Below are 18,000 nucleotides of genomic sequence, written 5' to 3' on the forward strand. Positions count from 1 at the left end.
ATGCCTCGCAGCCTGAAGAAGGGCCCCTTCGTCGACGGCCACCTCCTCAAGAAGGTGGACGTGGAGAACGAGAAGGGCACCCACAACGTCATCAAGACCTGGTCGCGCCGGTCGATGATCATCCCCTCGATGATCGGTCACACCATCGCGGTCCACGACGGTCGCAAGCACGTGCCGGTGTTCGTGTCCGACTCGATGGTCGGCCACAAGCTGGGCGAGTTCGCCCCCACCCGCACCTACCGCGGTCACGTCAAGGAAGACCGGAAGGGACGTCGTCGATGAGCACCACCGACCGCCGGCGCACCAGCGCCCGCCGCGAGTCGCTCCTGGGTGACCAGCCCGGGGCCTACGCGAGCGCCCGCTACGTCCGGATCACCCCGATGAAGGCCCGCCGGGTCGTCGACCTCGTCCGCGGCCTGCCCGTGACCGAGGCGCAGTCGATCCTCGCGTTCACCCCGCAGGCGGCCGCCAAGACCGTCGCCAAGGTGCTCGACAGCGCCGTGGCCAACGCCGGGACCACCGAGGGCCTGCCCACCGGTGACCTGGTCGTCTCGGTCTGCCACGTCGACGAGGGCCCGACGATGAAGCGCTGGCGCCCGCGTGCGCAGGGCCGGGCCACCCGGATCAACAAGCGCACCAGCCACATCACCATCGCGGTCCAGCCGGCCGAGGTCGTCGCGAAGAAGGGGGCCAAGAAGTAATGGGCCAGAAGATCAACCCGAACGGCTTCCGCCTCGGCATCTCCACCGACCACAAGTCGCGTTGGTACGCCGACAAGCTCTACAAGTCCTACGTCGGCGAGGACGTCGCGATCCGCAAGCTGCTCTCCAAGGGCATGGAGCGGGCCGGCATCGCCAAGGTCGAGATCGAGCGCACCCGTGACCGGGTCCGCGTCGACATCCACACCGCCCGGCCGGGCATCGTCATCGGCCGCCGCGGCGCGGAGGCCGACCGCATCCGTGGCGAGCTCGAGAAGCTCACCGGCAAGCAGGTGCAGCTCAACATCCTCGAGGTGAAGAACCCCGAGATCGACGCCCAGCTCGTCGCGCAGGGCGTGGCCGAGCAGCTGTCGGGCCGCGTCCAGTTCCGCCGCGCGATGCGCAAGGCCATGCAGACCTCGATGCGCTCGGGTGCCAAGGGCATCCGGATCCAGTGCTCGGGTCGCCTCAACGGCGCCGAGATGTCGCGCACCGAGTTCTACCGCGAGGGTCGCGTCCCGCTGCACACGCTGCGCGCCGACATCGACTACGGCTTCTACGAGGCCCGCACCACCTTCGGCCGCATCGGCGTGAAGGTGTGGATCTACAAGGGCGAGGTCGCCGGCACCCGTGCCGAGCGTCAGGCCCAGGCCGCTGCCCGCGCCGGTGTCCCCGGCCGCGGCGGTCGTCCCAGCCGTGGCGGTGACCGTCCGACCCGTGGGTCGCGCGGGGACCGTCCGACCCGTTCGGACCGCGAGTCCGGCGCTCCCGCCTCGGCGGAGGCACCGGCTGCCGAGCCGAGCACCACCGCAACGCCGACCACCGAGACGGGGGCCTGAGCCATGTTGATGCCGCGTCGCGTCAAGCACCGCAAGCAGCACCACCCGAAGCGTCGGGGTGCGGCCAAGGGTGGCACCACGCTCGCGTTCGGTGACTTCGGTATCCAGGCGGTCGAGGGTCACTACGTGACCAACCGGCAGATCGAGTCCGCTCGTATCGCCATGACCCGCCACATCAAGCGTGGCGGCAAGGTCTGGATCAACATCTACCCGGACCGTCCGCTCACCAAGAAGCCGGCCGAGACCCGCATGGGTTCCGGCAAGGGCTCGCCGGAGTGGTGGATCGCGAACGTCAAGCCCGGCCGCGTCATGTTCGAGCTGTCCGGTGTCCCGGAGGACGTCGCCCGCGAGGCGATGCGCCGCGCCATCCACAAGCTGCCCATGAAGTGCCGCTTCGTCACCCGAGAGGCGGGGGAGTTCTGATGAGCCAGAGCCTGCAGGCCCACGAGCTCGACGAGCTCAACGACATCGACCTCGAGGCCAAGCTGCGCGAGGCCAAGGAGGAGCTGTTCAACCTCCGGTTCCAGGCGGCCACCGGCCAGCTGGAGTCGCACGGTCGGCTCCGCACGGTCAAGAAGGACATCGCCCGGATCTACACCGTGGTGCGTGAGCGCGAGCTCGGCATCCGGACCGCCCCGGGCTCGGAGGAGGAGAGCGCATGAGCGAGCAGTCCAACCAGAGCGTCGAGCGCAGCACGCGCAAGACCCGCGAGGGCTTGGTCGTGAGCGACAAGATGGACAAGACCGTGGTCGTGTCCGTCGAGGACCGCGTCAAGCACGCCCTCTACGGCAAGGTCCTTCGTCGCAACACCCGTCTCAAGGCGCACGACGAGCAGAACGACTGCGGCGTCGGCGACCGGGTCCTGATCATGGAGACCCGGCCGTTGTCCGCCACCAAGCGGTGGCGGGTCGTCAAGGTCCTCGAGCGCGCCAAGTAGTCCGAATTTTCGGCCGAGTTCGGCCAGGCTCCGTCCCCGCGTGGGGCTGAGAACCGGCACGACAACCAGGAGAAGAAATGATTCAGCAGGAGTCGCGACTCAAGGTCGCCGACAACACCGGTGCGAAGGAGATCCTCTGCATCCGCGTGCTCGGCGGCTCGGGTCGTCGCTACGCCGGGATCGGCGACGTCATCGTCGCCACCGTCAAGGACGCGATCCCCGGCGGCAACGTCAAGAAGGGTGACGTCGTCAAGGCGGTCATCGTGCGCACCGTCAAGGAGCGCCGCCGGCCCGACGGCTCGTACATCCGCTTCGACGAGAACGCCGCCGTGATCCTCAAGAACGACGGTGAGCCGCGCGGCACGCGCATCTTCGGCCCCGTCGGCCGCGAGCTGCGGGAGAAGAAGTTCATGAAGATCATCTCGCTCGCCCCGGAGGTGCTGTGATGGCTGCGTCGAACGGCAAGACGCCGAAGGTGTCCATCAAGAAGGGCGACACCGTCAAGGTGATCGCGGGCAAGGACAAGGGCGCTGAGGGCAAGGTCATCAAGGTGCTCCGCGAGGAGCAGCGGGTGATCGTCGAGGGCGTCAACCGGATCAAGAAGCACACCAAGGTCGTCAACCAGGGCGGTCGCGCCGGCACCACCGGCGGGATCATCACGACCGAGGCCCCCATCCACGTCTCCAACGTGATGCTGGTCGAGGGCAAGGGCGTCACGCGCATCGCCTTCAAGCGGGTCGAGGTCACCAAGCGCCGCCCCGACGGCTCGGAGTACTCCTCGACGCGCAGCGTCCGCATCTCCCGCAAGACCGGGAAGGAAATCTGATGACCGAGAACTCAGAGGGCACCGTGGCTGTGGCCGACCAGAAGGTCACCCCCCGGCTCAAGACCAAGTACCGCGAGGAGATCCTCCCGGCGCTGCGGTCGGAGTTCGAGATCGCCAACGTCATGCAGGTCCCCGGCCTGACCAAGATCGTGGTCAACATGGGTGTCGGCGAGGCCGCTCGCGACTCGAAGCTGATCGAGGGCGCGATCCGCGACCTGACCGCCATCACCGGCCAGAAGCCGGCGGTGACCAAGGCCCGGAAGTCCATCGCGCAGTTCAAGCTGCGCGAGGGCATGCCGATCGGCACCCACGTCACCCTCCGCGGCGACCGCATGTGGGAGTTCCTCGACCGCCTGCTGTCGCTCGCGCTCCCGCGCATCCGCGACTTCCGCGGCCTGAGCCCCAAGCAGTTCGACGGCAAGGGCAACTACACCTTCGGTCTGACCGAGCAGGTCATGTTCCACGAGATCGACCAGGACAAGGTCGACCGTCAGCGGGGCATGGACATCACGATCGTCACCTCGGCCACCAACGACGAGCAGGGTCGCGCGCTGCTGAAGCAGCTCGGCTTCCCCTTCAAGGAGAACTGACATGGCGAAGACTTCGCTCAAGGTCAAGGCCGCGCGCAAGCCCAAGTTCGCGGTTCGCGGCTACACCCGCTGCCAGCGCTGCGGTCGCCCGAAGGCGGTCTACCGCAAGTTCGGCCTCTGCCGGATCTGCCTGCGGGAGATGGCCCACCGCGGCGAGCTGCCCGGCGTCACCAAGTCGAGCTGGTAATCACCACTAACAGCTGAAGGTCCGACCCGCCGAGCGCGGGCGGAAACCGCAGCAGAAAGAAACACACATCATGACGATGACTGACCCGATCGCAGACATGCTGACTCGTCTGCGCAACGCCAACCAGGCGTACCACGACGCGGTCTCGATGCCCTACAGCAAGCTGAAGCAGGGCGTCGCCGAGATCCTCAAGCAGGAGGGCTACATCACCTCCTTCGACGTCGCCGACAACGAGAACGGCGTCGGCCAGATCCTCACGATCACGCTCAAGTACGGCCGCAACCGTGAGCGCTCGATCGCCGGTGTCCGCCGCATCAGCAAGCCCGGTCTGCGGGTCTACGCCAAGCACACGGGTCTCCCGAAGGTGCTCGGCGGCCTGGGCGTCGCGATCATCTCGACGAGCCAGGGCCTGCTGACCGACCGTCAGGCCAACCAGAAGGGCGTGGGTGGGGAAGTCCTCGCCTACGTCTGGTAACGAGACCAGGAAGAGAGGCACAGCAATGTCCCGCATTGGCAAGCTCCCCGTCCCGGTCCCGGCCGGCGTCAACGTGACGCTCGACGGTCCGCAGGTGACCGTGCAGGGCCCCAAGGGCACCCTGTCGCACGTCGTCGCCGCGCCGATCGTGGTCGAGCGCAACGACGACGTCCTCGACGTGACGCGTCCCGACGACGAGCGCATCAGCAAGTCGCTCCACGGCCTGACCCGCACCCTGATCAACAACATGGTCGTGGGTGTGACCGAGGGCTACGAGAAGAAGCTCGAGATCGTCGGCGTGGGTTACCGCGTCCTTTCCAAGGGCCCGACCCAGCTGGAGTTCCAGCTCGGCTACTCGCACCCGATCATCTTCGACGCGCCGGAGGGCATCACCTTCACCGTCGACGGTCCGACCAAGCTCGGTGTCGTCGGCATCGACAAGCAGCAGGTAGGCGAGGTCGCGGCCAACATCCGCAAGCTCCGCAAGCCCGAGCCCTACAAGGGCAAGGGTGTCCGTTACGCCGGCGAGCACGTCCGCCGCAAGGTCGGAAAGGCTGGTAAGTGACCATGGCGATCACCCTCAAGCACCAGCGGCACCTCTCGGCGCGCGCGAAGTCGCGTCTGCGCCGCCAGGTCCGTGGCCGCAAGAAGATCTCCGGAACCGCCGAGCGCCCGCGCATGGTGGTCACCCGGTCGACCAAGCACATCACCGTCCAGGTCGTCGACGACCTCGTCGGCAAGACCCTGGCCTACGCCTCCACCATGGAGGGCGACGTGCGGTCGTTCGACGGTGACAAGACCGCCAAGGCGAAGAAGGTCGGCGAGCTCGTCGCCGCCCGTGCCAAGGAGCTCGGTGTCGAGTCGGTCGTCTTCGACCGTGCCGGCAACAAGTACCACGGTCGCATCGCGGCCCTGGCCGACGGCGCTCGCGACGCCGGCCTGACCTTCTGATCGCGATAGCAAGGACTGAGGAGAAATCATGAGCGGACCCCAGCGCGGACAGCGTTCGGGTGGCGACCGCGGCGGACGCGGCGGTCGTGACGACCGTCGTGGTGGCGCCGACAAGAGCCAGTACGTCGAGCGTGTCGTCGCGATCAACCGTGTCGCCAAGGTCGTGAAGGGTGGTCGTCGCTTCAGCTTCACCGCCCTCGTGGTCGTCGGTGACGGTGACGGTCTGGTCGGCGTCGGCTACGGCAAGGCCAAGGAGGTGCCCGCGGCGATCGCCAAGGGTGTCGAGGAGGCGAAGAAGAACTTCTTCCGCGTCCCCCGCATCCAGGGCACCATCCCGCACCCGGTGCAGGGCGAGAAGGCGGCTGGCGTCGTCTTCCTGCGGCCGGCCGCGCCCGGTACCGGTGTGATCGCCGGTGGCCCGGTGCGCGCCGTCCTCGAGTGCGCCGGCATCCACGACGTGCTCAGCAAGTCGCTGGGCTCGTCCAACCAGATCAACATCGTGCACGCGACCGTCGCGGCGCTGCAGCTGCTCGAGCAGCCGGAGGCCGTGGCCGCGCGTCGTGGCCTTCCTGTCGAGCACGTGGCCCCGGCCGCGCTGCTCAAGGCCAAGGCCGAGGGCGAGGAGGCCGCGAGGGCGGCTGCCAAGCCGAGCGGCGACGCCGTGGGGGTGAGCTCCTGATGGCTCAGCTCAAGGTCCAGCAGATGAAGTCGGCGATCGGCCGCAAGCAGAACCAGCGGGAGACCCTGCGCTCGCTCGGCCTGAAGCGCATCGGCGACGTCGTGGTCAAGGAGGACCGTCCCGAGATCCGGGGCATGGTCCAGACCGTCCGTCACCTCGTGACGGTCGAGGAGGTCGACTGACATGGGTGCTCTCAAGCTGCACCACCTGCGCCCCGCGCCGGGCGCGAAGACCGCCAAGACCCGCGTGGGTCGCGGTGAGGGCTCGAAGGGCAAGACCTCGGGCCGTGGCACCAAGGGCACCAAGGCCCGCTACCAGGTGCCCGTGGCGTTCGAGGGTGGGCAGATGCCCATCCACATGCGCCTCCCGAAGCTCAAGGGCTTCAAGAACCCGTTCAAGGTGACCTTCCAGGTCGTCAACCTCGACCGGATCAGCGAGCTGTTCCCGGAGGGCGGCGACGTCACCCCGGAGTCGCTCGTGGCCCGCGGCGCCGTCCGCAAGGGCGAGCCCGTCAAGGTCCTCGGCCAGGGCGAGCTCTCGGTCAAGGTCGCGGTGAGCGCGAACGCCTTCTCGTCCTCCGCCAAGGAGAAGATCGAGAGTGCGGGCGGCAGCGTCACCGTCCTGTGAGCAACGGGGAAGGGCGCAGCGGCTCGATGTCGAGCGGCTGCGCCCTTCGCCGTACCATCTCCAGACGAGATCCTGTCGCGCCCTGTTAGGCTTCCGGCGGCCGAACGGCAGCCGGTTCAGGACGCCACCTCACGGCAGTCAGTGCGGCATCAGTAGGGAAACGAGGACCAGTCAGTGCTCAGCGCGTTCGTGAACGCATTCCGGACACCGGACCTGCGGCGCAAGCTGCTGTTCGTCTTCCTGATCATCGTCATCTTCCGGGCGGGATCGCAGATCCCGGCCCCCGGTGTGCACGTGGCCAACGTGCAGCACTGCCTGGGCGACCAGGCGAACAACACCGGCGTCTACAACCTGATCAACCTGTTCTCCGGCGGTGCGCTGCTCCAGCTGACGATCTTTGCGCTGGGGATCATGCCCTACATCACCGCGAGCATCATCCTGCAGCTGCTCGTCGTCGTGATCCCGCGTCTGGAGGCCCTCAAGAAGGAGGGCCAGGCCGGGCAGACCAAGATCACGCAGTACACGCGCTACCTGACCCTCGGCCTCGCGCTGCTCCAGGCCACCGGCATCGTCGCGCTCGCGCGCACCGGCAACCTGCTGCAGAACTGCGACACGGAGACCTACCCGCTGCTCCACAGCGACAGCACGACGACCTTCCTGGTCCTCGTCATCACGATGACCGCCGGCACCGCGGTCATCATGTGGCTGGGTGAGCTCATCACCGAGCGCGGCATCGGCAACGGCATGTCGATCCTCATCTTCACCCAGGTCGTGGCGACCTTCCCGACGACCCTGTGGTCGGTCCAGAAGAGCCACGGCTGGTGGACCTTCGCGCTGGTGATCGGCATCGGGCTCGCGCTCGTGGCGGCGGTCATCTTCATCGAGCAGGCCCAGCGCCGTATCCCGGTGCAGTACGCCCGCCGGATGGTCGGTCGCAAGATGTTCGGCGGCAGCTCCACCTACATCCCGCTGAAGGTCAACCAGGCCGGCATCATCCCCGTCATCTTCGCCTCGTCGCTCCTCTACCTGCCGGCGATGGCCGTGCAGTTCAACCAGTCGAGCAACTCGGCGTGGGTGAAGTTCGTCGCCGACCACTTCGTGCGCGGTGACCACCCGCTCTACATGGCGAGCTACTTCCTGCTCATCATCTTCTTCACCTACTTCTACGTGTCGATCACCTTCAACCCGCAAGAGGTGGCAGACAACATGAAGAAGTACGGCGGCTTCATCCCCGGGATCCGGGCGGGCAAGCCGACGCAGGACTACCTGTCCTATGTCCTCTCCCGCATCACGCTGCCGGGGGCTCTCTACCTTGGCTTGATCTCCCTGATCCCGCTGATCGCGCTGGTCCTGATCAACGTCAACCAGAACTTCCCCTTCGGAGGCACGTCCATCCTCATCATGGTGGGCGTCGCACTCGACACGGTGAAGCAGATCGAGAGCCAGCTCCAGCAGCGCAACTACGAAGGATTCTTGCGGTAACTGCTATGAGGCTGATTCTGATGGGGCCCCCGGGCGCCGGCAAGGGCACCCAGGCCAAGTTCGTCGCCGACCACTTCGGGGTCCCGGCGATCTCGACCGGCGACATCTTCCGGGCCAACGTCTCGCAGGGCACCCCGCTGGGTGTCGAGGCGAAGCGCTACATGGACGCCGGTGAGTACGTCCCCGACGAGGTCACCAACCTGATGGTGCGCAACCGCATCGACGAGCCCGACGCCGCTCCCGGCTTCCTGCTCGACGGCTACCCGCGCACCCTGGCCCAGGTCGAGGAGCTCGACGGCATGATCGGTCACACCGGTCACAGCCTCGACGCCGTCGTGGTGATCACCGCGGACAAGGACGAGCTGGTCCAGCGCCTGCTCGCCCGCGCCCAGACGGAGGGCCGCGCCGACGACACCGAAGAGGTGATCCGGCGCCGGCAGGAGATCTACCTGTCGGAGACCGAGCCCCTCATCGCGGTCTACAAGGAGCGTGGCCTGGTCCACGAGATCGACGGCATGGGTGAGGTCGAGGAGGTCACGAAGCGCATCTTCGAGGCCCTCGACGCCGTGTCCCAGTCCTGACTTGCGCGAGCGTGTCGCGGATCGTGCGGCACCGCACGGTCCGCGCAGGCTCGGCCCGCTGGAAGGTAGGTGACCTTGTTCGGGTCGGGTTCGGAGATCAAGTCTCCTGAGCAGGTCCAGCGCATGCGGGAGGCCGGGCTTGTCGTCGCCGATGCGCTGGCGGCGGTGCGCGCCGCCGTACGCCCGGGTGTCACCACCGGTGAGCTCGACCGGGTGGCCGAGGACCTGATCCGGTCGCGGGGAGCGACGCCGTCGTTCCTGGGCTACGGAGACCCGCCCTTCCCGGCGACGATCTGCGCGTCGGTCAACGACGCGGTCGTGCACGGGATCCCCGGCGGTCAGCTGCTCGCCGAGGGTGACGTGGTCTCGATCGACTGCGGCGCGATCGTCGCGGACGAGACGGGGCAGGGCTGGCACGGCGACGCCGCGATCACCGTCGCGGTCGGCGAGGTGCCGGCCGAGGTGACCGAGCTGATGCGGGTGACCGAGGAGGCGATGTGGCGCGGCATCGCCGCCGCGCGCGTCGGCGGCCGGGTCGGCGACATCTCGCACGCGGTCGAGCACCACGTGCGCTCGCAGGGCGGCTACGGCATCGTCGAGGACTACACCGGCCACGGCATCGGCACGGAGATGCACCTGCCGCCCGACGTTCCCAACTACGGCCGGCCGGGCCGCGGCCCGCGGCTCAGGCGCGGCCTCGCGCTCGCGGTCGAGCCGATGATCACGCTCGGCGACCCTCGGACGAGGGTCGCCGCCGACGAGTGGACCGTCGTGACCGTCGACGGGTCCGTCGCCGCCCACTTCGAGCACACCTTCGCCCTCACCGACTCCGGCGTGTGGGTGCTCACCGCCCACGACGGCGGTCGCGCTGCCCTGGAGCGCCTGGGCGTGCCCTACGGCGGCGACTGAGGCCCACGCCCGCCGACGTACGATGCACGACATGGCCCTGCCCTCGCGACCGCTCCTCTTCGCCTCCGGCGAGGAGGCGTACGTCGCCGACCAGGTGGTGCACACCTGGACCACGCCGGACGGGGCCGACCCGGCGTGGGCCGACGAGGTCGTGGCGGCCCTGCCGCCGGGGGAGCGGGCCATCGGTGCGCTCTCGTTCGCGGCCGGAGCGCCCGGCATCTTCCACCAGGTCACCGGGTCGGAGCGTCCCCTGCACGGCCCCGAGCGGAGCCTGCGGGAGCGGACCTACGACGTGCGGGAGTTCCCCACCGCCGAGGCCTACGCCGACATGGTGCGTGCGGTGCTCGCCAAGATCGAGGCGGGGGTCGTGCGCAAGGTCGTCATCGGGCGCTGCCTCGACGTGATCAGCGACCCGCCGCTCGAGCCCGCCGAGATCATCGACCGGCTGCTGGTGACCCGGCCCGGCCGCTACGTCTTCTCGGTGCCGCTGACCGAGTCCCTCGACGACGGACCACTGCTGGTCGGCGCGAGCCCCGAGCTCCTCGTGAGCCGCCACGGCGACCAGATCGCCTGCACGCCCCTGGCGGGCTCCGTCCCGCGGTCGTCCGACCCCGGGGAGGACGCCCGGCGCGCGGCGTCCCTCAAGGCCTCCGCCAAGGACCTCGCCGAGCACGCGTTCGTCGTCGACGCGATCGTGCACGCCCTGAAGGAGGTCTGCGTCGACGTCGAGCCGCCGACCGGGCCGTCGCTGCTCGCCACCGACACCGTGTGGCACCTGGCCTCGCCGATCACGGCACGGCTCGAGGACCCCGCCACGGGCCCCAGTGCCCTGCGCCTGGCGCAGATGCTGCACCCCACGCCGGCCGTGGGTGGCGTACCTGCTGCTGCCGCTGCCGAGGCCATCGCCGACCTGGAGGGCGACCTGCGCGACTACTTCGCCGGGTGCGTCGGCTGGGTCGACGGCACCGGCGACGGGATCTTCGCCATCACGATCCGTGCCGCGGTCATCGACGGCGACCGCATGCGCCTCTTCGCCGGCGCCGGCATCGTCGCCGGCTCCGACCCCGACTCCGAGGTCCGCGAGACCGGGGCCAAGCTCGCGACGATGACGCGGGTCTCCGGACTGTCGTAGTAGGGTCGGGGCACCAGAGGGGAGTATTCCTCCGCTGCGTTCTCGTCATCACGATCGGCTGCTCGAACGGGCCGGTCCGGGAGCGTGGGTCGCCGGTCGGTGACGGAAGAGACCTCGGGCGACCGGCCGACCCCGATCTCCGAGAGGCTCCCTGTGGACGTCACCACCCTGGAATGGACCATCACCTTCGCCGTCACCATCGGCGTGCTCCTGTTCGACGTCGTCGTCATCGCACGCGACCCGCGTGAGCCGTCGCTGAAGGAGTGCGCCCTCGCGCTCAGCGTGTACGTCGGCGGCGCCGTCGCGTTCGGCCTGTGGACCCTCGCGAAGCACGGCCACGACTACGGCGTGCAGTTCTTCGCCGGCTGGCTGACGGAGTACAGCCTGTCGATCGACAACCTGTTCGTCTTCCTGATCCTGATGGCGGCGCTGAAGGTGCCGAGGAAGTACCAGCAGGAGGCGCTGCTGATCGGCATCATCCTCGCGCTGGTCTTCCGCGGCGTGTTCATCGCGCTCGGCTACACCCTGATCGAGAACTTCAGCTGGGTCTTCTACCTCTTCGGCGCCTTCCTCGTCTACACCGCCGCGAAGCTCGTCGGCAGCTACACCGACGACGAGGAGGAGCACCCGGAGGACAACGCGGTGGTGAAATTCGCGCAGCGCCACATGAACGTCGGCACGGAGTACCACGGCCTGCGCCTGTGGTACGTCGAGAACGGCGTCCGCTTCGTGTCGCCGATCCTCATCGTGATCCTCGCGCTGGGCGTCACCGACATCTTGTTCGCGCTCGACTCGATCCCGGCCATCTTCGGGATCACGCAGGAGCCCTACCTCGTCTTCACGGCCAACGTCTTCGCCCTGATGGGTCTGCGCCAGCTCTACTTCCTCCTCGGAGGACTGTTGCAGCGGCTCGTCTACCTGTCCCTGGGGCTGGCGTTCGTGCTCGCGTTCATCGGCGTGAAGCTGGTGCTGCACGCCCTGCACGAGAACGAGCTGCCCTTCATCAACGGCGGGAACCACGTCACGGGTGCGCCGGAGATCTCCTCGCTGGTGAGCCTGGGCGTCATCCTCACGACCCTGGTCGTCACGGCGGTGGCGAGCCTCCTTAAGGCTCCTGCCGGCACCGACGAGGCCGTGGCACCGGCCGACCTGGACGAGACGCCGGGATCGGACTGGCGGGAGTGACCATGAGCGGGGCGTCGATCATCTAGGGTGCTGCCGTCCCCGCTCCCCAGCTCCCCGAGGCCCATGACCAACGCACCGAGCCGCTCCGGCGGCGCTCCCCGCCTCCAGGTGGAGTGGGCCGGGACGACGAGGACCTTCGACGGCGACCGCGTGGTCGTCGGTCGCGAGGCCGACTGCGACGTCCAGGTCACCGAGCCCAGCGCGTCGCGCCACCACGCGGTCGTGCAGCTCGAGGGCGACGCCTGGGTGGTCGTCGACACCAGCAGCAACGGCACCTTCGTCCGCGGGCAGCGGATCAGCCGCGTGGCGGTGCCCGTCGGCCCGATGAGCCTGCACCTGGGTGGTCCGACGGGGGAGGCCGTGGTGGTGAGCGCGGCGCCGGTCGTCGCCGCGCAGTCCGCCGCCCCTGCGCAGCCCGTCCCGCCGCCGTACCAGCCACCGTCCCCGACCCCGGCACCGCCGGCCGACGACTGGTGGCGCAACCTGCCGCCACCCCAGCTCCCGGCCCAGGCCGCTCCGGCCGACGCCTGGAAGCCGCAGCCCGTGCTGCCCCCCGGGCAGCTGGCCCACGGCCAGTCGGTGGTGCTGCCCCAGCAGGCCGCCGCCGGCCGCCCCCTCAGCATCGGGCGTACGACGGACAACGACGTCGTCCTCGACGACGCCCTGGTGAGCCGGCACCACGCGCTGCTGCACCTGGGCGGGCCGGGGCAGCCCGCGCTCCTGCAGGACCTCGGCAGCTTCAACGGCACGTACGTCAACGGCCACCGGGTCCAGGGCTCGGTGCAGCTCGCCGTCGGGGCCGAGGTGATCGTCGGCAACCAGACCTTCCGCTGGGACGGGCGCCAGCTGCTCGCGTCGGCGACGACGCACGAGTTCACCCTCTACGCCGACGGGCTGACCACCGGGCTGCCGGGCGGCCGGCAGCTGCTCCAGGGCGCGTCGTTCCAGCTCAAGCCGTCGAGCCTGACCGCGGTCATCGGTCCGTCGGGAGCGGGGAAGTCCACGCTCCTCGGCGCGCTCACCGGCCTGCGGCCCGCCACCCACGGCCGGGTCATCTGGCAGGGCCACGACCTCTACGCCAACTACGACCAGCTGCGCTTCCAGATCGGCCTGGTGCCGCAGCAGGACATCCAGCACCCCCAGCTCAAGGTCCGGCAGGCCCTGCGCTTCGCCGCAGAGCTGCGGCTGCCGCCCGACACGACGCCGCAGGAGCAGGAGGCCCGGGTCCACCAGGTCGCCGAGCAGCTCCAGCTGACCACGCGGCTCGACAACCGGATCGGCACCCAGCTGTCGGGCGGCCAGAAGAAGCGGGTCTCGATCGCGACCGAGCTGCTCACCGCACCGCCGCTCCTCTTCCTCGACGAGCCCACCTCGGGCCTCGACCCGGGCCTCGACCTCGAGGTGATGAAGCAGCTGCGCACGCTGGCCGACGGCGGCCGCGTGGTCATGGTCGTCACGCACTCGGTGCTCGCGCTCGACGTCTGCGACAACGTGATGGTGCTGGCACCTGGTGGTCGGATCGCCTACTTCGGTCCGCCCGCCGGGGTCCTCGCGCACTTCCGGCGGGGGAGCTATCCCGAGGTCTTCGACCTGTTGGACAGCCCGGACCTCTGGGCGCAGATCCCGGCGCCGCAGCAGCTGGCGCCGACGACCGGAGCCCTCCCGGCCGCGACCGCCGGAGTGCCGCCGCCGCCCAAGCAGTCGCCCGGTCGCCAGCTGTCGACGCTCGTGCGCCGCAACGCGGCCGTGGTGGTCGCCGACCGGCTCCTCCTCGGGATGCTCCTGCTGCTCCCGCTGATCCTGGGCGGGCTGAGCCGGATCGTGCCGGGCAAGAGCGGGCTGTCCCTCGACGACACCCGCCACTGCCCGGGATCGACCACGTCGATCGGCGGCGGGAGGTGCGACACCATGCGCGACGGCGTACCCATCGGCAACCCGGTCCGGATGGTGCTCGACCCGGGCGAGGCCACCCAACGTCTCATCGTCCTGATCGTGGCCGCGTGCCTGATGGGCACCGCGATAGCGATCCGCGAGCTGGTGGGGGAGCGGCCCATCTTCCGCCGGGAGTACGCCGTGGGGCTGTCGCCGCGGGTCTACTTCCTGAGCAAGGTGCTGGTGCTCGGCAGTGCGGCGTTCGTGCAGGGCCTGGTGGTGACCTTCATCGCCACCGTCGGCCTGCCGGGTGCGGACGGCCGGCTCGGCACGCCCAGGGTCGCCTTCACGATCGCGTTCCTGGCGCTGACGATGGCGATCGTCGGGCTCGCTCTGTCCGCGCTCTTCACCAGCACCGAGCAGACGATGCCGGCACTGGTGGGGGTGATCATGCTGCAGCTGGTGCTCTCGGGATCGCTGTTCGCCATCGCCGGCCGGCCCCTGCTGGAGCAGATCGCCTGGCTCTCACCCTCGCGATGGGGCTACGCGGCCGCCGCCTCGGCGATGGGACTCGTCCGCGGCCAGGTCGACCGGGCCGACGACGACTGGATCGCCTTGGCCGGCCCGGGCCACTACCTGCTGGACCTCTTCATGCTCGCCCTGCTCGCTGCCGGCACCTACGCGCTCGGCATGCTGCTGACGTCCAGGAGTGCCAAGGAGGACTGACGAGGGAATGCGCGGGCCTCCTGCCGCCTTGCAGTCAGAGATGTCTCTCGCTCTCTCCGTGCTCGACCTCGTGCCCGTCCGTTCCGACCAGACCTCGGCCGACGCGGTCGCGGCGACGCTCGACCTGGCACGCGCGGCCGACCGGTCGGGCTACACACGCTTCTGGGTCGCCGAGCACCACAACATGCCGGCCGTCGCCGCCACCAACCCGCCCGTGCTGATCGGCCTCGTCGGCGGGGCGACCGAACGGATCCGGGTCGGCTCGGGCGGGGTGATGCTGCCCAACCATGCGCCGCTGGTGGTCGCCGAGCAGTTCGCGCTGCTCGAGGCGGCCTTCCCGGGCCGCATCGACCTCGGCATCGGCCGGGCGCCCGGCACCGACCCGGTGACGAGCTGGGCGCTGCGCCACGGCGCGGGCGGGGTGAGCGACGAGGCGGTCAACCAGTTCCCGGAGTACGTCGACAACGTGCTCGCGATGATGGAGCCGAACGGCGTAGGGCTGGCCCTGCGCGGCCGTACCCACGTGCTGAAGGCGACCCCGTCGGCCCGGTCGGTCCCGATGATCTGGCTGCTCGGCTCCTCCGACTACTCCGCGCGCCTGGCGGCCGAGAAGGGCATGCCCTACGTGTTCGCGCACCACTTCTCGGGATCGGGGACCGCCGAGGCCCTCGAGCTCTACCGCTCCGGCTTCCGACCCTCGCCCGAGCTCGCCGAGCCGCGGACCTTCCTGACCGTCAACGCCGCCGTCGCCGACACCGCCGAGGAGGCGGAGCGCCTCGCGCTGCCCCAGCTGCTCCAGATGGTCGCCCTGCGCACCGGTCAGCCGCTGACGGCCCAACGCACGGTCGAGGAGGCCGAGGCGCAGGTCGCGGCCGGACTTCCCGAGGCCCACCAGGACCTGGTCGCCGCGATGCGACGCCGGTGGGTCGTCGGCGACGCCGACGGTGCCCGCGCGGAGATCGAGCGGCTCGCGGCGTCGTACGGCGTCGACGAGGTCATGGTCAACCCGGTCGCCGGCGCCCTGGGCGGCACGCCCGCCGGCAGCGCCCCGGCGCGGGTGCGCACCCTGGAGCTCCTGGCCCCGGTGATCGACGGCTCCTCGATTGGGAGATCGTGAAGTCGTCCGACTAGACTGGCATGTCGGCCCAACGTGGGTCTGTGTCGTCATGCTCGCGGCTGCCCCGGAAACACCCCGGGGTTGAGCGCGGCGACACGGCCGCACGAGGTCCACCGCCTCCCGATCCGTCGGGGAGCGGAGGTTCCCGGGCCGAACGGTAAGCGAATCCCAACCCGAAGGACGGCATGGCGAAGAAAGAAGGCGTCATCGAGATGGAGGGCTCCGTCGTGGAAGCCCTTCCCAACGCGATGTTCCGTGTGGAGCTGAGCAACGGCCACAAGGTCCTCGCTCACATCAGCGGGAAGATGCGCCAGCACTACATCCGGATCCTCCCCGAGGACCGGGTCGTGGTCGAGCTTTCGCCGTACGACCTCTCGCGGGGCCGGATCGTCTACCGGTACAAGTAACACTCGCCGCGAGACAACCGAGAAAGGGCTGACATGAAGGTCAACCCGAGCGTGAAGCCGATCTGTGACAAGTGCAAGGTGATCCGTCGCCACGGCCGCGTCATGGTGATCTGCGAGAACCCGCGCCACAAGCAGCGCCAGGGCTGAGGCTCGTCGCTGCTGGTCGAGGAGGTTGCGCCAGCAACCGTCACGAGACCGACAACTGAATACGACATCCACGTGATCGCTTAGGTCGCCACCAGCCGGTGCGACCGAAACACCTCCGGAACGGATGGCCGGAGCCGCACTCAGACAGAGCGGAACGCATCACGACCAGACCACCGTGAATCCGAAGGGACCGCCATTCATGGCACGCCTTGTTGGAGTCGACCTGCCGCGCGACAAGCGCATCGAGGTCGCTCTCACCTACATCTACGGCATCGGCCGTACCCGCGCCCAGCAGCTGCTGGCCGCGACCGGGGTCTCCCCGGACCTCCGCGTCCACGAGCTGGGCGACGAGGAGCTGGTCAAGCTCCGCGACGAGATCGAAGCCAACTTCAAGATCGAGGGTGACCTCCGTCGCGAGGTCCAGGCCGACATCCGCCGCAAGATCGAGATCGGCAGCTACCAGGGCCGCCGCCACCGCATGGGCCTCCCGGTCCGCGGTCAGCGCACCAAGACCAACGCACGGACCCGCAAGGGCCCCAAGCGCACCGTTGCCGGCAAGAAGAAGGCGAAGTGATCGAGTAATGCCTCCCAAGACCCGCGCCGGCGCCGCGAAGAAGGTGCGCCGCAAGGAGAAGAAGAACGTCGCTCAGGGCGAGGCCCACATCAAGAGCACGTTCAACAACACGATCGTCACGATCACCGACCCGACCGGTGCGGTGATCTCGTGGGCGTCCGCCGGCACCGTCGGCTTCAAGGGCTCCCGCAAGTCCACCCCCTACGCCGCTCAGATGGCCGCCGAGGCCGCGGGGCGCAGGGCGATGGAGCACGGCATGAAGAAGATCGACGTCTTCGTGAAGGGCCCGGGCTCGGGTCGCGAGACGGCGATCCGCTCGCTGGGTGCGATCGGCCTCGAGGTCGGCACCATCCAGGACGTGACCCCCGCCCCGCACAACGGTTGCCGCCCGCCCAAGCGCCGGCGCGTCTGACCCCGAGACTGAGAAAGAGAGCGTAAGGACATGGCCCGTTACACCGGTCCCATCACCAAGAAGTCGCGCCGTCTCGGTGTCGACCTCATCGGCGGCGACGCCGCCTTCGAGAAGCGCCCCTACCCGCCGGGCCAGCACGGCCGCGCGCGGATCAAGGAGAGCGAGTACCGCAACCAGCTGCAGGAGAAGCAGAAGGCGCGTTACACCTACGGCGTGCTCGAGCGTCAGTTCCACAAGTACTACGTCGAGGCAGCTCGTCGCCAGGGCAAGACCGGCGACAACCTGCTGCAGCTCCTCGAGTGCCGCCTGGACAACGTCGTCTACCGTGCCGGCTTCGCCCGCACCCGCCGCCACGCCCGCCAGCTGGTGACCCACGGTCACTTCCTGGTCAACGGCAAGAAGGTCGACATCCCGTCCTTCCAGGTGACGCAGTACGACATCATCGACGTCCGCGAGAAGTCGCTGGAGATGACGCCGTTCATCATCGCCCGCGAGACGCACGGCGAGCGCATCGTCCCGGCCTGGCTCGAGGCCCTGCCGAACCGGATGCGCATCCTGGTGCACCAGCTGCCGGTCCGGGAGCAGATCGACCTCCCGATCCAGGAGCAGCTCATCGTCGAGTACTACTCGAAGAAGTAACCACCTTC

At 69.1% G+C, this 18,000-nt stretch carries 28 protein-coding genes; all 28 read left to right on the forward strand.

What is annotated here, in order from left to right; genetic code table 11:
• The 28 genes from rpsS to rpsD all read left to right on the forward strand — a co-directional run bounded on the left by rpsS (position 1) and on the right by rpsD (position 17,992).
• Complete coding sequence (gene rpsS / locus ACAX67_RS06055) at positions 1-282, forward strand: 30S ribosomal protein S19 (protein WP_370702913.1); 282 nt, start codon at positions 1-3, stop codon at positions 280-282.
• A complete protein-coding gene (rplV, locus tag ACAX67_RS06060) occupies positions 279-701 on the forward strand; it encodes a 50S ribosomal protein L22 (RefSeq protein ID WP_370702914.1) in 423 nt (140 codons plus the stop codon). Before rpsS ends, rplV begins: the two co-directional genes overlap by 4 nt.
• Positions 701-1,537: a 30S ribosomal protein S3 gene (gene rpsC / locus ACAX67_RS06065; protein ID WP_370702915.1), complete on the forward strand. Its 837-nt coding sequence runs from the start codon at positions 701-703 to the stop codon at positions 1,535-1,537. The genes rplV and rpsC overlap by 1 nt, the downstream gene beginning before the upstream one ends.
• Before the next feature lie 3 nt (positions 1,538-1,540).
• Positions 1,541-1,960: a 50S ribosomal protein L16 gene (rplP, locus tag ACAX67_RS06070; protein ID WP_370702916.1), complete on the forward strand. Its 420-nt coding sequence runs from the start codon at positions 1,541-1,543 to the stop codon at positions 1,958-1,960.
• The gene (gene rpmC / locus ACAX67_RS06075; RefSeq protein WP_149751590.1) at positions 1,960-2,199 is read left to right on the forward strand and encodes a 50S ribosomal protein L29; all 240 of its coding nucleotides are present in this window, start codon (positions 1,960-1,962) and stop codon (positions 2,197-2,199) included. The genes rplP and rpmC overlap by 1 nt, the downstream gene beginning before the upstream one ends.
• Positions 2,196-2,474 (forward strand): 30S ribosomal protein S17, encoded by a 279-nt coding sequence (rpsQ, locus tag ACAX67_RS06080; protein ID WP_370702917.1) that lies wholly within the window; start codon positions 2,196-2,198, stop codon positions 2,472-2,474. The genes rpmC and rpsQ overlap by 4 nt, the downstream gene beginning before the upstream one ends.
• Before the next feature lie 77 nt (positions 2,475-2,551).
• Entirely contained in the window at positions 2,552-2,920 is a 369-nt protein-coding gene (gene rplN, locus ACAX67_RS06085; RefSeq protein WP_017932847.1) for a 50S ribosomal protein L14, read from the forward strand.
• Positions 2,920-3,300, forward strand: a complete 381-nt coding sequence (gene rplX, locus ACAX67_RS06090) for a 50S ribosomal protein L24 (RefSeq protein WP_370702918.1) — start codon at positions 2,920-2,922, stop codon at positions 3,298-3,300. The genes rplN and rplX overlap by 1 nt, the downstream gene beginning before the upstream one ends.
• Positions 3,300-3,890, forward strand: coding sequence for a 50S ribosomal protein L5 (rplE, locus tag ACAX67_RS06095; protein WP_370702919.1), 591 nt, complete (start codon positions 3,300-3,302; stop codon positions 3,888-3,890). Before rplX ends, rplE begins: the two co-directional genes overlap by 1 nt.
• A 1-nt stretch (position 3,891) precedes the next feature.
• Positions 3,892-4,077 (forward strand): type Z 30S ribosomal protein S14, encoded by a 186-nt coding sequence (locus ACAX67_RS06100; RefSeq protein ID WP_010831721.1) that lies wholly within the window; start codon positions 3,892-3,894, stop codon positions 4,075-4,077.
• A 70-nt stretch (positions 4,078-4,147) separates the two neighbouring features.
• Positions 4,148-4,552, forward strand: a complete 405-nt coding sequence (gene rpsH / locus ACAX67_RS06105; RefSeq protein WP_344772097.1) for a 30S ribosomal protein S8 — start codon at positions 4,148-4,150, stop codon at positions 4,550-4,552.
• A gap of 25 nt (positions 4,553-4,577) precedes the next feature.
• Positions 4,578-5,117 carry a 50S ribosomal protein L6 gene (gene rplF, locus ACAX67_RS06110; protein WP_370702920.1) on the forward strand — a complete coding sequence of 180 codons (540 nt, stop codon included), beginning with the start codon at positions 4,578-4,580 and terminating at the stop codon, positions 5,115-5,117.
• A gap of 2 nt (positions 5,118-5,119) precedes the next feature.
• Entirely contained in the window at positions 5,120-5,503 is a 384-nt protein-coding gene (rplR, locus tag ACAX67_RS06115; protein ID WP_370702921.1) for a 50S ribosomal protein L18, read from the forward strand.
• Positions 5,504-5,531: 28 nt separating this feature from the next.
• Positions 5,532-6,182: a 30S ribosomal protein S5 gene (gene rpsE / locus ACAX67_RS06120; protein ID WP_370702922.1), complete on the forward strand. Its 651-nt coding sequence runs from the start codon at positions 5,532-5,534 to the stop codon at positions 6,180-6,182.
• Positions 6,182-6,364: a 50S ribosomal protein L30 gene (gene rpmD, locus ACAX67_RS06125; RefSeq protein ID WP_370702923.1), complete on the forward strand. Its 183-nt coding sequence runs from the start codon at positions 6,182-6,184 to the stop codon at positions 6,362-6,364. Before rpsE ends, rpmD begins: the two co-directional genes overlap by 1 nt.
• A 1-nt stretch (position 6,365) precedes the next feature.
• Positions 6,366-6,809: a 50S ribosomal protein L15 gene (gene rplO, locus ACAX67_RS06130; RefSeq protein ID WP_370702924.1), complete on the forward strand. Its 444-nt coding sequence runs from the start codon at positions 6,366-6,368 to the stop codon at positions 6,807-6,809.
• Between the two features lie 174 nt (positions 6,810-6,983).
• The gene (gene secY, locus ACAX67_RS06135; RefSeq protein WP_370702925.1) at positions 6,984-8,291 is read left to right on the forward strand and encodes a preprotein translocase subunit SecY; all 1,308 of its coding nucleotides are present in this window, start codon (positions 6,984-6,986) and stop codon (positions 8,289-8,291) included.
• Positions 8,292-8,296: 5 nt separating this feature from the next.
• A complete protein-coding gene (locus tag ACAX67_RS06140) occupies positions 8,297-8,872 on the forward strand; it encodes an adenylate kinase (protein ID WP_370702926.1) in 576 nt (191 codons plus the stop codon).
• Positions 8,873-8,947: 75 nt separating this feature from the next.
• Complete coding sequence (gene map / locus ACAX67_RS06145) at positions 8,948-9,781, forward strand: type I methionyl aminopeptidase (protein ID WP_370703643.1); 834 nt, start codon at positions 8,948-8,950, stop codon at positions 9,779-9,781.
• Positions 9,782-9,812: 31 nt separating this feature from the next.
• Complete coding sequence (locus ACAX67_RS06150; RefSeq protein WP_370702927.1) at positions 9,813-10,913, forward strand: isochorismate synthase; 1,101 nt, start codon at positions 9,813-9,815, stop codon at positions 10,911-10,913.
• 153 nt (positions 10,914-11,066) lie between these two features.
• The gene (locus tag ACAX67_RS06155) at positions 11,067-12,098 is read left to right on the forward strand and encodes a TerC family protein (protein ID WP_370702928.1); all 1,032 of its coding nucleotides are present in this window, start codon (positions 11,067-11,069) and stop codon (positions 12,096-12,098) included.
• Positions 12,099-12,161: 63 nt separating this feature from the next.
• Entirely contained in the window at positions 12,162-14,696 is a 2,535-nt protein-coding gene (locus tag ACAX67_RS06160) for an FHA domain-containing protein (protein ID WP_370702929.1), read from the forward strand.
• Positions 14,697-14,736: 40 nt separating this feature from the next.
• On the forward strand, positions 14,737-15,813 hold the full coding sequence (locus ACAX67_RS06165; RefSeq protein ID WP_370702930.1) for an LLM class flavin-dependent oxidoreductase: 1,077 nt from the start codon (positions 14,737-14,739) through the stop codon (positions 15,811-15,813).
• Between the two features lie 185 nt (positions 15,814-15,998).
• Positions 15,999-16,220: a translation initiation factor IF-1 gene (gene infA / locus ACAX67_RS06170; RefSeq protein ID WP_028656368.1), complete on the forward strand. Its 222-nt coding sequence runs from the start codon at positions 15,999-16,001 to the stop codon at positions 16,218-16,220.
• Between the two features lie 33 nt (positions 16,221-16,253).
• On the forward strand, positions 16,254-16,367 hold the full coding sequence (rpmJ, locus tag ACAX67_RS06175) for a 50S ribosomal protein L36 (protein ID WP_004008316.1): 114 nt from the start codon (positions 16,254-16,256) through the stop codon (positions 16,365-16,367).
• A 199-nt stretch (positions 16,368-16,566) separates the two neighbouring features.
• Positions 16,567-16,941, forward strand: coding sequence for a 30S ribosomal protein S13 (gene rpsM / locus ACAX67_RS06180; RefSeq protein ID WP_183092215.1), 375 nt, complete (start codon positions 16,567-16,569; stop codon positions 16,939-16,941).
• 7 nt (positions 16,942-16,948) lie between these two features.
• Positions 16,949-17,353: a 30S ribosomal protein S11 gene (gene rpsK, locus ACAX67_RS06185; protein WP_370702931.1), complete on the forward strand. Its 405-nt coding sequence runs from the start codon at positions 16,949-16,951 to the stop codon at positions 17,351-17,353.
• A 30-nt stretch (positions 17,354-17,383) separates the two neighbouring features.
• Positions 17,384-17,992, forward strand: coding sequence for a 30S ribosomal protein S4 (rpsD, locus tag ACAX67_RS06190; protein WP_370702932.1), 609 nt, complete (start codon positions 17,384-17,386; stop codon positions 17,990-17,992).
• Positions 17,993-18,000 lie beyond the last annotated feature (8 nt).

Origin of the sequence: Nocardioides candidus, assembly GCF_041321175.1 — a bacterium.
GTDB lineage: Bacteria > Actinomycetota > Actinomycetes > Propionibacteriales > Nocardioidaceae > Nocardioides.

Bases quoted from the DNA above. Each gene is read 5' to 3' on its own strand.
- rpsS (WP_370702913.1), top strand. From the start codon at position 1: ATGCCTCGCAGCCTGAAGAAGGGCCCCTTCGTCGACGGCCACCTCCTC.
- rplV (WP_370702914.1), top strand. From the start codon at position 279: ATGAGCACCACCGACCGCCGGCGCACCAGCGCCCGCCGCGAGTCGCTC.
- rpsC (WP_370702915.1), top strand. From the start codon at position 701: ATGGGCCAGAAGATCAACCCGAACGGCTTCCGCCTCGGCATCTCCACC.
- rplP (WP_370702916.1), top strand. From the start codon at position 1,541: ATGTTGATGCCGCGTCGCGTCAAGCACCGCAAGCAGCACCACCCGAAG.
- rpmC (WP_149751590.1), top strand. From the start codon at position 1,960: ATGAGCCAGAGCCTGCAGGCCCACGAGCTCGACGAGCTCAACGACATC.
- rpsQ (WP_370702917.1), top strand. From the start codon at position 2,196: ATGAGCGAGCAGTCCAACCAGAGCGTCGAGCGCAGCACGCGCAAGACC.
- rplN (WP_017932847.1), top strand. From the start codon at position 2,552: ATGATTCAGCAGGAGTCGCGACTCAAGGTCGCCGACAACACCGGTGCG.
- rplX (WP_370702918.1), top strand. From the start codon at position 2,920: ATGGCTGCGTCGAACGGCAAGACGCCGAAGGTGTCCATCAAGAAGGGC.
- rplE (WP_370702919.1), top strand. From the start codon at position 3,300: ATGACCGAGAACTCAGAGGGCACCGTGGCTGTGGCCGACCAGAAGGTC.
- ACAX67_RS06100 (WP_010831721.1), top strand. From the start codon at position 3,892: ATGGCGAAGACTTCGCTCAAGGTCAAGGCCGCGCGCAAGCCCAAGTTC.
- rpsH (WP_344772097.1), top strand. From the start codon at position 4,148: ATGACGATGACTGACCCGATCGCAGACATGCTGACTCGTCTGCGCAAC.
- rplF (WP_370702920.1), top strand. From the start codon at position 4,578: ATGTCCCGCATTGGCAAGCTCCCCGTCCCGGTCCCGGCCGGCGTCAAC.
- rplR (WP_370702921.1), top strand. From the start codon at position 5,120: ATGGCGATCACCCTCAAGCACCAGCGGCACCTCTCGGCGCGCGCGAAG.
- rpsE (WP_370702922.1), top strand. From the start codon at position 5,532: ATGAGCGGACCCCAGCGCGGACAGCGTTCGGGTGGCGACCGCGGCGGA.
- rpmD (WP_370702923.1), top strand. From the start codon at position 6,182: ATGGCTCAGCTCAAGGTCCAGCAGATGAAGTCGGCGATCGGCCGCAAG.
- rplO (WP_370702924.1), top strand. From the start codon at position 6,366: ATGGGTGCTCTCAAGCTGCACCACCTGCGCCCCGCGCCGGGCGCGAAG.
- ACAX67_RS06140 (WP_370702926.1), top strand. From the start codon at position 8,297: ATGAGGCTGATTCTGATGGGGCCCCCGGGCGCCGGCAAGGGCACCCAG.
- ACAX67_RS06150 (WP_370702927.1), top strand. From the start codon at position 9,813: ATGGCCCTGCCCTCGCGACCGCTCCTCTTCGCCTCCGGCGAGGAGGCG.
- ACAX67_RS06160 (WP_370702929.1), top strand. From the start codon at position 12,162: ATGACCAACGCACCGAGCCGCTCCGGCGGCGCTCCCCGCCTCCAGGTG.
- ACAX67_RS06165 (WP_370702930.1), top strand. From the start codon at position 14,737: ATGTCTCTCGCTCTCTCCGTGCTCGACCTCGTGCCCGTCCGTTCCGAC.
- infA (WP_028656368.1), top strand. From the start codon at position 15,999: ATGGCGAAGAAAGAAGGCGTCATCGAGATGGAGGGCTCCGTCGTGGAA.
- rpmJ (WP_004008316.1), top strand. From the start codon at position 16,254: ATGAAGGTCAACCCGAGCGTGAAGCCGATCTGTGACAAGTGCAAGGTG.
- rpsM (WP_183092215.1), top strand. From the start codon at position 16,567: ATGGCACGCCTTGTTGGAGTCGACCTGCCGCGCGACAAGCGCATCGAG.
- rpsK (WP_370702931.1), top strand. From the start codon at position 16,949: ATGCCTCCCAAGACCCGCGCCGGCGCCGCGAAGAAGGTGCGCCGCAAG.
- rpsD (WP_370702932.1), top strand. From the start codon at position 17,384: ATGGCCCGTTACACCGGTCCCATCACCAAGAAGTCGCGCCGTCTCGGT.